10 protein-coding genes are annotated in these 12,352 nt (G+C 60.1%); 6 read left to right on the forward strand and 4 right to left on the reverse strand.

The window, feature by feature from the left end:
• Positions 1-232: 232 nt before the first annotated feature.
• Together AB5Z14_RS06720 and AB5Z14_RS06725 are read right to left on the reverse strand one after the other, a co-directional pair.
• Entirely contained in the window at positions 233-1,015 is a 783-nt protein-coding gene (locus AB5Z14_RS06720; protein WP_368130833.1) for a TatD family hydrolase, read from the reverse strand.
• 14 nt (positions 1,016-1,029) lie between these two features.
• Positions 1,030-1,827: a tRNA threonylcarbamoyladenosine dehydratase gene (locus AB5Z14_RS06725; protein ID WP_368130834.1), complete on the reverse strand. Its 798-nt coding sequence runs from the start codon at positions 1,825-1,827 to the stop codon at positions 1,030-1,032.
• A 463-nt stretch (positions 1,828-2,290) separates the two neighbouring features.
• On the opposite strand from AB5Z14_RS06725, the gene AB5Z14_RS06730 reads away from it, so the two are divergent.
• The 3 genes from AB5Z14_RS06730 to ettA all read left to right on the forward strand — a co-directional run bounded on the left by AB5Z14_RS06730 (position 2,291) and on the right by ettA (position 5,130).
• Positions 2,291-2,569 (forward strand): autorepressor SdpR family transcription factor, encoded by a 279-nt coding sequence (locus AB5Z14_RS06730; RefSeq protein WP_022094448.1) that lies wholly within the window; start codon positions 2,291-2,293, stop codon positions 2,567-2,569.
• Positions 2,562-3,266 carry an SdpI family protein gene (locus AB5Z14_RS06735; protein ID WP_368130835.1) on the forward strand — a complete coding sequence of 235 codons (705 nt, stop codon included), beginning with the start codon at positions 2,562-2,564 and terminating at the stop codon, positions 3,264-3,266. Before AB5Z14_RS06730 ends, AB5Z14_RS06735 begins: the two co-directional genes overlap by 8 nt.
• Before the next feature lie 184 nt (positions 3,267-3,450).
• The gene (gene ettA, locus AB5Z14_RS06740; RefSeq protein WP_368130836.1) at positions 3,451-5,130 is read left to right on the forward strand and encodes an energy-dependent translational throttle protein EttA; all 1,680 of its coding nucleotides are present in this window, start codon (positions 3,451-3,453) and stop codon (positions 5,128-5,130) included.
• Between the two features lie 211 nt (positions 5,131-5,341).
• On the opposite strand, the gene AB5Z14_RS06745 is transcribed toward ettA, so the two are convergent.
• Both AB5Z14_RS06745 and AB5Z14_RS06750 read right to left on the reverse strand, forming a co-directional pair.
• A complete protein-coding gene (locus tag AB5Z14_RS06745; protein WP_368130837.1) occupies positions 5,342-6,640 on the reverse strand; it encodes a hypothetical protein in 1,299 nt (432 codons plus the stop codon).
• Positions 6,641-6,779: 139 nt separating this feature from the next.
• On the reverse strand, positions 6,780-7,733 hold the full coding sequence (locus tag AB5Z14_RS06750; protein ID WP_368130838.1) for a hypothetical protein: 954 nt from the start codon (positions 7,731-7,733) through the stop codon (positions 6,780-6,782).
• Positions 7,734-7,936: 203 nt separating this feature from the next.
• On the opposite strand from AB5Z14_RS06750, the gene AB5Z14_RS06755 reads away from it, so the two are divergent.
• The 3 genes from AB5Z14_RS06755 (at position 7,937) to AB5Z14_RS06765 (ending at position 12,350) form a co-directional block, all read left to right on the forward strand.
• Complete coding sequence (locus tag AB5Z14_RS06755; protein ID WP_368130839.1) at positions 7,937-9,916, forward strand: NAD(+) synthase; 1,980 nt, start codon at positions 7,937-7,939, stop codon at positions 9,914-9,916.
• A gap of 118 nt (positions 9,917-10,034) precedes the next feature.
• Complete coding sequence (locus AB5Z14_RS06760; protein WP_195644743.1) at positions 10,035-11,198, forward strand: pyridoxal phosphate-dependent aminotransferase; 1,164 nt, start codon at positions 10,035-10,037, stop codon at positions 11,196-11,198.
• 201 nt (positions 11,199-11,399) lie between these two features.
• The gene (locus AB5Z14_RS06765) at positions 11,400-12,350 is read left to right on the forward strand and encodes an L-lactate dehydrogenase (protein ID WP_089573042.1); all 951 of its coding nucleotides are present in this window, start codon (positions 11,400-11,402) and stop codon (positions 12,348-12,350) included.
• The last annotated feature ends 2 nt before the right edge of the window (positions 12,351-12,352 follow it).

Consider the following 12,352-nt stretch of genomic DNA (forward strand, 5'->3'; position numbering starts at 1 on the left):
GCCTCAAGAAGGAGTAACATCGGGACTTGCAGCGACGGACCTCAGGACGCTCTTACACCACGTCTGCGCGCGCGACCTCTGCGGACAACTTAAAGCCGTCTAATATGTCCCTGGGTATGCTAAAACGACCTGATAATGAACAGTTGTACATTATCAGGTCGTTGTTTTGGTGCAAAATAATGTGACCAGTTTTACAACAGTACTCATATTTGGCATTTTTTGCCCACCGAGGTCAGCGGAAGTCGAAAATGGAGTGGGAATTTTCCAGGACGACCGACTTGATGCTCTCCTCGGGGCAGTTTTTAAGCGCAGCAATGACCTCGGATACTCTTATGAGTGAATCGACGAGCTGTCGCGCGGATGTTTCCGCGTCTGGTTCGGCCGGCGCGTCGGTTTCGAGTAGCAAGCGATCAAGTGGAATCTGTCGCGCGTATTCGCGCCCACGTTTGGTCGCAAGCATGCGTTCATTCACGGAAAAGTAGCAGCCCGCAATGCGTGCGCGGACAAACTCATCTGAGGTGCCGCTAAACCAGTGGAAGATAATGGTGGGGGAGTTGGGGACGTCCTTTAGAAGGTCGTTCGACTCCAAAGTGTCCAAAGTTGCTCCCGCCGCGCGAACGGCGTGAATGGATAGAACGCGTCCAGGTAGCGGGGACTGCGATAACGTTCGGCATAGCCGTTCAAATGCCTGCGTCTGGTTTCCCTCGGTGCCTGCAAAGCGTGGCGAGAAATCGAGCCCGACCTCGCCGATAAACCGTTCCCGGATGGCGAGTTCACAAAGCAGGCCGACCTCGGCGGTTCCGCATCGGCCGTCGGCAATCCACCAGGGGTGGAGGCCCACCCCTGCAATAACGTTGGGACTACTACTGGCGCGTTCGGATGCTGACGCGAAATCGCGTGGATCGACGCCGCAATCAAAGAGCTCCAGTCCCATCGCTGCGGCTTCGTGGGCAACGGTGTTCGGGCTGGCCATCAGGTCGAGGTGACAGTGAGCATCAAAGGACTGCAGCTTCATCGCGGTGTGCCTTGCTAGTCCAGGCGCTGGCCGTCGGCGCGAACGCGCTCGGTACCGCGTCCACTGATCTTGCGAATAACCTCGCCGGCAATCATCTGGCCCATGATGGGCGGCATAAAGCTGGCGGTTCCGAGCTCGGTGCGCTCGTGGATGTTGGAGGGGTCACGGCGCTGAGTCTTGACCGACTCCTCGCAGCTAAATAGAACGTGCAGGCTCTTGATGCCACGTTTTTTGCACTCTTTGCGCATGATACGGCTCATGGGGTCGCGCACCGTGTCAAAGATATCGGCGAAGCGCAGGCATTCGGGATGCAGCTTGTTGCCGCCGCCCATGGAGCTCACCAGGCGAATGTCGTGGTCCTGAGCATACTTGGCGACGGTGAGCTTGGCCGAGATGGTATCGATGGCGTCGATAACGTAGTCGAGCGTGCCACCTGTCTGCTCCAGAACGCTCGCGAAGAATTCGTCGATGTTGTCGCTCAGCAGGTATTCGGTGCGCTTGATGACGGTGGCGGCAGGGTTGATGTCATGGATCATGGCCTCCATGACGTCGACTTTACGCTTGCCGATGGTGCTGTGAAACGCGATGGCCTGACGGTTGATATTGCTGGGCGCAATGATGTCTTTATCCAGAATTACGAAATGGCCGATGCCGCCGCGGGCGAGCGCTTCGCAGCAGTTAGAGCCCACGCCGCCGCAGCCGAGCACCAACACCGTGGCGTCGGCGAGCTTGTCGAGCGCCTCGCGCCCCATGATGATCTCGAGCTTGGTGTCGCGCGTCTCGACGGGAGCGGCGGCTGCGGTTTCGGTCATAGATATCCTCCGATGGGGAAGTAATTAACGTAATTGGCTATCGCCATTATAGGTATTATTCTGCCTCCATTTGAGGCCTTGGGGCATGTTGAAATGAAGCGGGGATTCGCATAAGATTGAAGCAGATGGCACCCGTGGCCGCGGGTTGGCCAACTCCGAAACACGTTTATGGCGTGAGAAGTGGCCGTCTTCGCATTACGCGGGGGCGGCTATTTCATTCGACCTCCAATGTGGATGCCGAGCTCCACAGCCGCGATTACAAGCAATAACAACGTCAGGACATCGTCAATACTCATAGTCCATCTCCTTCTCTGGTAGAGGGGAGCTGGCCCATCTGCTTCTAACGGTATTGTAACTAAAAGCGAACGAGTGTTCTATGGCTATTGCTTAATTAGATAATTAGACAAACATCTAAATATCGAGTATAGTGTGCGCGTCGAACGAACTGGTGAGAGGAGGTTCTATGCCGGGAGAGGGTTTTAAGGCACTGGCCGATCCGACGCGGCGGCGTATTTTGGAGCTGCTGCGCGAGGGCAATTGCACGGCGGGGGAGCTTGCCGAGCATTTTGACATCAGCAAGCCTTCGCTGAGCCACCATTTGGCGACGCTTAAAAATGCCGGGCTGGTGACCGACGAACGTCATGGCCAAAACATCGTATACAGCTTAAATACCACCGTCATGCAGGATTTAATTGGCTGGTTTATGGGCTTTACAAACACGGAAGGTGATAAGGATGAATAACGAAAACAAGGGCATTCACCCCACGGGGGTATCGTCGCGCGTGTGGATTGCGCTGGTCGCTCTGTGCGTCGCCAATGTCGTAGCGCACCTCATGGTGATGCCGAGCTTGCCTGCGCAGATTCCCACGCACTGGGGAGCGAACGGCGCCGTCGACGGTTGGGGCCCTAGCTGGATGGCCTCCGCGCTCGGCGTGCTGCCTCTGGCACTTCTTGCAATGTTCTGCGTGGTGCCGCGCATCGATCCCAAAGGTGAGGCATATCGAACCTCGGGCAAGTTCTATCAGGGCTTCGTAATCGCCTTCACCTTGTTCATGTGCGCCGTAAGCTGGCTGGGAGAGCTTACGGTCTGGGGCGTGGTGCCGGCGGTCGGTTCGGTTAACGTGCTGATTTCCGGTGTTGTCGGTTTGCTGTTCATCGGCGTAGGCAACTACTTGCCGCGTGTGAAGCAGAACTATACGCTCGGTATCAAGACACCTTGGGCGCTTGCCGATCCCGAGAACTGGCGCCGTACGCAGCGTTTTGGCGGCGCCTGCTTTATGGTGCTGGGTATTGGCCTGATTGTGATGGGCGTGGCAGGCAGCGTGCTTTCGAGTGAAGTCGTCGCCGCGGTGATTGCGGTGCTGGCGCTTGGCTCTGTTGGGGCCGTGTATGTTTACTCGTATCTACTGTGGCGCAAGTCGCAGCGGGCCGTTCGCTAAGGTTGCGGAAAACTAGCGTACGCAGGTCAAAATATGCTCCAGGGGACTTTTCCCAGGTAGTATTAGGGGGTGTGGGCAACCATGCCCCTTTTTCGTTTAGTTTCAGAGTTGGTTTCCGCATTTCGTTTCCACTAAAGCGAAACAAGAATTGGGAAACGGCAGGCAGAAAGGATAAAACAGGCAAATGGCGGAGTTCATCTACCAGATGTATCAGGCTCGCAAGGCCCATGGCGACAAGGTGATCCTTGACGACGTGACCCTGAGCTTCTATCCCGGCGCCAAGATCGGTGTCGTGGGCCCCAACGGCATGGGCAAGTCGACCCTGCTCAAGATCATGGCCGGCATCGAGGAAGTCTCCAACGGCGACGCTCGACTTACCCCCGGCTACACCGTGGGCATTCTGCAGCAGGAGCCGCCGCTCGACGAGGACAAGACCGTCATCGAGAACGTGCGCATGGCATTTGGTGACATGATTGCCAAGGTCGATCGCTTTAATAAGATCGGCGAGGAGATGTGCGACCCGGACTGCGATATGGACGCCCTCATGGCCGAGATGGGCAAGCTCCAGGACGAGATTGACGCCGCCGACGGCTGGGATATCGATTCCAAGCTCGGCCAGGCCATGGACGCCCTGCAGCTGCCCGATTCCGATATGCCGGTCAATGTGCTCTCCGGTGGCGAGCGCCGTCGCGTGGCCCTGTGCAAGCTGCTGCTCGAGGCCCCCGATCTGCTGCTGCTCGATGAGCCCACGAACCACCTGGACGCCGAGTCGATCCTGTGGCTCGAGCACTTCCTGCACAACTACCAGGGTGCCGTCCTGGCCGTCACGCACGACCGTTACTTCCTGGACAACGTCGCTGAGTGGATCTGCGAGGTCGACCGTGGTCACCTCTATCCCTACAAGGGCAACTACTCCACGTATCTGGAGACCAAGGCCGCGCGTATCGAGGCCCAGGGCAACCGCGATGCCAAGCTCGCCAAGCGTATGGAGGCCGAGCTCGAGTGGGTGCGCAGCTCGCCGAAGGCTCGTCAGGCCAAGAACAAGGCCCGTCTGGCCCGCTACGAGGAGATGGAGGCCGAGGCTCGTGCCAGCCAGAAGCTCGACTGGACCGACATCCGCATTCCCGTGGGCCCGCGTCTGGGCAACAAGGTCTTGGAGGCCCATCACCTGCACAAGGAGTTCGACGGTCGCGCGCTCATCGACGACCTTTCGTTCACCCTGCCGCGCAACGGCATCGTGGGCGTGATCGGCCCCAACGGCGTCGGTAAGACCACGCTGTTCAAGACGATTGTTGGCTTGGAGCCGCTGACCTCGGGCGAGCTCGAGGTGGGCGAGACTGTCAAGATCTCCTACGTCGACCAGAACCGTTCCGGTATTGACCCCGATAAGAACCTGTGGGAGGTCGTTTCGGACGGTCTGGACCACATGATGGTCGGCGAGACCGAGGTTCCGAGCCGCGCCTATGTGGCGAGCTTTGGCTTTAAGGGCCAGGACCAGCAGAAGCGCGCCGGTGTGCTTTCTGGCGGTGAGCGCAACCGTCTGAACCTGGCGCTCACGCTCAAGCAGGGCGGCAACCTGCTGCTGCTCGACGAGCCCACCAACGACCTGGACGTTGAGACGCTGTCCTCGCTCGAGGCGGCACTGCTCGAGTTCCCGGGCTGCTCGGTCGTCATCAGCCACGACCGTATGTTCCTGGACCGTGTTGCCACGCATATCCTGGCATGGGAGGGCACCGACGAGAATCCGGGCAACTGGTACTGGTTCGAGGGCAACTTCGAGGCCTATCAGGCCAACCGTATTGAGCGCCTGGGCGAGGACGCAGCCCAGCCGCATCGTATTCACCGCAAGCTGACGCGTGACTAATTTGCTACGCGGTTTTACCAAACCGCGTAGCTGCTCGACGCTGCAAATGTCCCAGAGCGGCAATCTGACGTTCAATCGTCGCTTGCGTACCAAAGTACGCGGCGCTCCTCTTTCACGTCACCTTGCTCGCTCTGGGACATTTTCGCTGACTTATGCTCAACCTGGAAAAATAAAAACGCGGCGAATGTTTTGTGACGTTCGCCGCGTTTTGCTATTCGGCGGATTCTTCGACTTTGTCGATGGTCCAGGTGGCACCGAGGCCGCCGGTGGTGTTGCGGCGGATGCGCACGGTGACTTCGTGGCGCTCGCCGGCCTGCGTGTAGCGTAGCGGGAAGCTTGCACGGTTGCGTGCGGCGTCGATGATGCCACGCTCGCGGGCGATCCAGTAGTACTCGCCGACGATGCCGAGCGTGTCGGCGCCGTAGGGAAGATAGATCGACAGCTGGTGCAGGAGCGGGCCGGGGCAGAAGACTTCGGTCGCAAAGTCAACGGGGAAGTCCTCGGGGATGGTCGGCGCTGCGGGCTCGGGGATCGGGGCAACAGCGGGGACCGAGGTCGGTGCGGGAGCGGGAATCTGGTCGCAGACAGGGACGGGCACGGGCTCGGCGACGGGCGCGGGTTCCGGCGCCTCTTCCGGCTTGGCTGTGGAATCTGCGGGCTCCGCAGTAACGGACGCGTCTGAAACTGCGGTTTCAACTTCAACCTGCGTTGCATTCTCGTTCTCGACGCTCGGCTTTGCCTCGACGGGTGTGGATGCCATGGTGGTGATGCCGGCGTTTGCGTTCTCGGGGTCATAGACGACCGTGAGCGAGATGGCGGGCTGCGGCGTCTCGGGCTCCGGTGTCGACTCGGTAGCGTCTTGATCGTTGGGCTGATCGTCCTCGGCCTCGTCGCCAAAGACATCGCTGTTTTGGAACGCAGGCGTCTCGGATTGGTTAGCGGCTTCTTCGGTTGTCGACTTGGGAGCCTCGTTGGGATCCGCAGTGGCTTCCTGCTCGGATATGACTTTGGGATCGGTCGTGACGGCGATTTCGGTTTCGGCTTCTGCTGTTACCTCAATAGCGACTTCGATCTCTGTCTCGGGCACGGACTTCGGAGCGACTTCGGCCACGGGCTCGGGCTCGGCGCGCTTAACGCGCTTGGGGCGCACGGCCTTGAGGTCCTTCTCGCCGTGTTTTTTCTTTTTGTAGGACTGCTTGGCTCCCTTGGCTGCCTTGGGCTTGTCCTCGCCCTTGGCAAGGGCGGCATCCCAGGCCTCGTTGGCGATGACGGTGGCATACAGGCGACCGCCCTTAAAGACGGTCAGCTTAATGCAGTCGTCGAGCTCCTCGAGCAGCTCGCGCGTGGACTCGAAGCCCAGGTCATAAGCGGCCATGTCGCCTGCGGCGAGCGCCTCCTCGACCTGCGTCATAAACGTTTGCTTGCCGCATCCGATTGCATCGCGCAGTAGGCGATACAGATAGATGTGGTTGCCCAGCGATAGCGTGGGCCTAACTATTGTCTTGCTCATGGCAAATCTCCTCTTTACACACCAAAGCATCTTACCATCGCACGGGGCTTGCCATCTCGGCGCCCAAGGCAAACGGGCGCGACCGTTTGCCGGTTCGCGCCCGTTATGCAGGTCGGTTATCTATGAGAGGCAAACGTGCTTAGTTGCCCGATGCCGTGCCTTGGCTCGAGCTGTCAGATGCCGCGCCGGACGCGGTTCCGCCCGAGCTGTTCGAGCTGTTGGTGTTGCCGTTGTCGGTAGATCCCGTGCCCGATGCATTGCCGCTCGTCTGGTCGCCCGTGCTCGGTTGAGAGCCGTCAGTCGTTTGGCTTGAGTCGGTCGTGCCGGATTGCGTACCGCTGTTGTTCGCAGAGGAATCGGCGCCCTGCGATTGATCGGGGGTGTTCGAGGACGAATCGGTGGATGCGGAGGTGCCCTGCGAGTTGTTCTGCTGGCTTTGCGATTGGCCGGAGCTATCCGCATCGTGCTCGGTCGTGTACGACGAAAGGATTGGCTCGGGGCGCTCGCCCAGACCCTCGCCGGCGGTGGTGATAAGGATGGCACCGGTGCAGGCGATGACCGCGACGATGGCGATGGCGATCGAGAAGACGATGACCTTCTTTTGCGTCTGGCTGCGCTCTGCCGCGGCCTTGGCACGCAGGCTGTCAGGGGCGACGCGCGCCGTGGTCGCGCGTCCCGCAATCTGGCGCATCTCTTGCGTAGTCGCGGCGCCGCCCAGGTGCTCCTCGGCATCAAACTCAACGGGCTCATAGGCCCCGGCGGGGTAGTCGACGGCGGCGTGCGTGCCTTTGAGGGCTTTGGCGCTTGCAGAGATAAAGTGGCGGTAGACCTGCGAGGACACAACGGTGATGACCGAGCTCACGGCGGCACCAATTACTGAACCCGCGATACCAATCTTGGAGGCAAGCGCGACGCTCGTGGCGGCGGCTGCGGCGCCGGCGATGATCTGAGGAATGGAAATGTCGTCAAACAGGCCCTTTTTGGGCGCGATGGCCATGGTCTGTCCGATGGAATGGTTCTCGTGCACGCCGTTGTTGAGCGATGCCGGCGTCATGACGCGCGTGCGCGGAGCGTCGGTGTACTTGGTTGTCATACGGGGTCCTCCCGGTGTAAATCTGCTTCGTTTCGTGTAGCCATCAGGGTACCCACCAGATGTGAATCGTACGTGACATTTAACAGATACCATCAACTCATCAATAGCTCACCAAGTTGGTGGGGTGCGGTTGCACCCGGCGGTTGAACTACAATAGGGCTTGCTAATTGTTGTGAATGGCGTCTACGCACGGGAGCATTCTTATGAATCTTCACCTTTCTCAGTCTGATGGCTTTTTGCGTGTGGCGGCGGCGTCGCCGCAGATTCGCGTCGCCGATGTCGAGGGCAATGCTGAGGTGGCGCTGGCGGCTGTTCGCGATGCTGCCGAGCGCGGCGTTCGTGCTCTGGTGCTGCCCGAGCTTAACCTGACCGGCTATACCGCGGCCGATCTGTTCCATAACCGCACGCTGCTGCATGCCTGCGAGGCTGCTCTGGTGCATATCCTCGACGAGACTCGTGAGCTGCCGATTGTCTTTACTATCGGTCTTCCCGTTACAGTTGCCGAGAATATCTACAACTGCGCCGCCGTGTGCTGCGCGGGCGAGCTTTTGGGCCTCACGGCCAAGAAGTATCTGCCCAACTATGGCGAGTTCTATGAGCGCCGTTGGTTTGCTCCGGCACCCACCGATCCCGTTTGGCTTGAATTTGCCGGTCAGGGTCCGGTCCCGCTGGGCTCGGGGCTTGTCTACCGTTGCTGCGATGAGGGCACCGAGGACCTGGCGCTGGGCATTGAGGTCTGCGAGGACCTGTGGGTGCCGGCGCCCCCTTCGACCGAGATGGCGCTTGCCGGTGCGACGGTGATTCTCAACCCGTCGGCCTCTGACGAGATCATCGGTAAGGCAGATTACCGCCGCAGCCTTATCTCTAACCAAAGTGCGCGCCTGTACTGTGCCTATGCCTACGCGGATGCGAGCGAGGGCGAGTCCACGACCGATATGGTCTTTGCGGGCGAGAACCTCGTCTACGAAAACGGCTCCAAGCTCGCCGCGACCAAGCTGCTTACCTGCGACATGGCCATCGCCGACGTCGATCTTGACCGTCTGGTTGCCGAGCGCCGTCGCTCGACGACGTGGACACGCGCGGGCGATGCGCCGGAGGCCACGACCGTTGAGTTCTCTTTTGAGGGCGTGCTGGCCAAAGAGCCTGTCCTGCGCGATGCCTGCGATATCGACCGCGTTTTCCCGCGCGCGCCCTTTGTACCGGCCGACCATGGTGACCTGGCTGAGCGCTGCGAGACCATTCTCGGCCTGCAGACCGCCGGCCTTAAGACCCGCCTGGCCCATACGGGCACCAAGGCTGCAGTCATCGGTCTTTCGGGCGGCCTGGACTCCACGCTGGCACTGCTTGTGACCGCGCGCGCCTTCGATGCACTGGGGCTTCCGCGTACCGGTATCACGGCCGTGTCCATGCCAGGTTTTGGCACGACGCATCGCACCAAGTCGAATGCCGAGTCGCTCGCTCGCGACTTGGGTGTGAGCTTCCGCGAGGTTTCGATCCACGCGGCTGTGGAGCAGCACTTCAAGGACATTGAGCACGATCCGGCCGTGCAGGACGTGACCTACGAGAACAGCCAGGCCCGCGAGCGTACGCAGATTCTGATGGACTTGGCCAACCAGACCGGTGGCTTTGTCATCGGCACCGGCGACCTGTCGGAGCTGGCGCTCGGCTGGGCTACCTATAACGGTGACCACATGAGCATGTACGCCGTCAACGCGAGCGTGCCCAAGACGCTTGTGCGCCATCTGGTACGCTACGCGGCTGATGTCTTTGGCGGGCGTATTGCCGAGGTCTTGCTCGACATCCTCGATACGCCGGTGTCCCCCGAGCTTCTGCCGCCCACGGGCGACGGCGAGATTGCGCAGAAGACCGAGGATTTGGTGGGCCCGTACGAGCTGCACGATTACTTCCTCTATTACCTGCTGCGTTTTGGCTTTGAGCCGGGCAAGATCTACCGCATGGCGCTCAAGAGTTTCGAGGGCGTCTACGACGCCAAGACCGTCCACACGTGGCTGCGTACGTTCTATCGTCGCTTCTTTGCCCAGCAGTTTAAGCGCAGCTGCCTGCCCGACGGTCCCAAGGTGGGCTCGGTGACGCTCAGCCCGCGCGGCGATTGGCGTATGCCGAGTGACGCCAGCTCGCGTCTGTGGCTTGCGCAGATCGACGCGCTCAATCCAGTTGACTAAGGTTGGCTAAATTGAACCAATACGGGGGTTGCAAGCGTTACACTTTTGCAATCTGATGGCCCGTATCGCGCGGCGCTCTTGTCGGAGCGCCGCGTTTTTCATATCGAAAGGTGGCACCATGCAGGCATCGCAGCGTCTCGACCGCTTTGGCGCGGAGGTCTTCGCCTCGCTCAACAACAAACTGCTTGCGCTGAAGGCTCAGGGCAAGACCATTTACAACATGAGCGTGGGCACGCCCGATTTTAAGCCGTACGACCACGTGGTCGAGGCGCTGATCCAGGCCGCCCAGGACCCCGAGATGTGGAAATATGCCCTGCGCGACCTGCCCGAACTCAAGCAGGCCGTGTGCGATTACTATGAGCGTCGCTTTGGCGTTTCGGGCATTACGCCGTCCATGGTGCAGTCGTGCAACGGCACGCAGGAGGGCGTGGGCCACTTGGGCCTGGCCCTGCTCGATCCGGGTGACACCATTTTGGTTCCCGATCCGTGCTACCCGGTCTTTGAGGCGGGCGCCAAAATCGCCGATGCCAAACTCGAGTACTATCCGCTGGTTGCCGAGCACAATTACCTGCCCTACGTGGCAGGCATCGATCCCGAGGTGGCCGATCGCGCCAAGTATATGATCGTGTCGCTGCCCGCGAACCCGGTGGGCTCGGTGGGTACGCCCGAGGTCTATGAGGAGATTATCGCTTTCGCCCGCGAGCACGACCTGCTCATCGTCCATGACAATGCGTACTCCGATATCGTGTTCGACGGCGAGCCGGGCGGAAGCTTTTTGCAGTATCCCGGCGCGCTCGAGGTGGGCGTGGAGTTCTTCTCGCTCTCCAAGTCGTTTAACGTCACCGGTGCGCGTATCGGCTTTTTGGTCGGCCGCGAGGACGTGGTCTCTGCCTTTGCCAAGCTGCGCGGTCAGATCGACTTTGGTATGTTCTTTCCGATCCAGAAGGCTGCTATCGCCTGCCTGAACGGTCCGCGCGATGAGGTCGAGGCGCAGCGTCTGAAGTACCAGGAGCGCCGCGATGCCCTGTGCGACGGTCTTGAGGGCCTGGGCTGGGAGCGTCCCAACGCGCATGGCTCTATGTTTGTGTGGGCCAAGCTTCCCGGTGGTCGCACCGATTCCATGGCGTTTTGCGAGGAGCTCATGGAGAAGGCCGGCGTTGTGGTGACGCCGGGCGCGAGCTTTGGTCCTTCGGGCGAGGGGCACGTGCGCATGGCGCTGGTCTTGCCGCCCGACCAGATTGCTTTGGCTGTCGAGGCCATTCGCGAGGCGGGCCTGTATTAGAAAGGTATTTCGGCTCGTCAATAGCTCGAAACCGATTTCGTGCAGTTATTTTACGATTTCTGCAAACAATTTCGGTAAACGGTCGATTTTTGGCTGCGAATAGGAGCATAATCAAAGTCCCGATTGGATGTATTGGGATTACGGCAAGCCGCTCGGGTCGTTCCCGGGCGGCTTGTTTGTGGAGAGAGATGGGAGTTTCTAATGGTTAACGAGAAGAAGGTCGCTATTGTCGGCTGCGGTTTCGTTGGTTCGTCTTCGGCGTTCGCACTGATGCAGAGTGGTCTGTTCTCCGAGATGGTCCTCATCGACGTGGACAAGAACCGCGCCGAGGGTGAGGCCCTGGATATCGCGCACGGCATGACGTTTGCCGAGCCGATGAAGATCTACGCCGGCGATTATTCCGATGTCGCCGACGCCGCCATGATCGTCGTCACCGCTGGCGCTGCCCAGAAGCCCGGTGAGACTCGCCTGGACCTGGTCAACAAGAACGTCAGCATCTTTAAGTCCATTATCCCCGAGATTAAGAAGTCCGGCTTCGACGGCATTCTGCTCATCGTCTCCAACCCGGTCGATGTTCTGACCTACGCCGCCATCAAGATGTCCGGCCTGCCCGAGGGCCATGTCATCGGCTCCGGTACCGTGCTCGACACCGGCCGTCTGCAGCAGATGCTTGGTGCCCACGTCGAGGTTGACCCGCGCGATGTCCAGGCCTATGTCATGGGTGAGCACGGCGATTCCGAGTTTGTCGCTTGGTCCAGCGCTCAGGTTGCCGGCGTTCCGCTGAACACCTTCTGCGAGCTTCACGGTCATCTGGAGCATGAGGCTGCCGAGAAACGCATCGCCGAGGACGTCAAGAACTCCGCCTACACCATCATCGAGAAGAAGCACGCCACCTACTACGGCGTCGCCATGGCCGTCAAGCGCATCTGCACTGCCGTCATGCGTGACGAGCAGACCGTTCTGCCCGTTTCCTCGCTCATGGTGGGCGAGTACGGCCTGTCCGATCTTGCCATCTCCATGCCGACCGTCGTTGGCCGCGACGGCGTTGTCTGCCGCGTCCCCGTGCCGCTGAACGATGACGAGCAGCATGAGCTCACTGCCTCCGCCAAGGCCCTCAAGGACATCATCGACAGCGTCGACTTCTCCTGCTAAAT

Source organism: Collinsella aerofaciens, assembly GCF_040910265.1.
Taxonomy (GTDB): Bacteria; Actinomycetota; Coriobacteriia; order Coriobacteriales; family Coriobacteriaceae; genus Collinsella; species Collinsella aerofaciens_BK.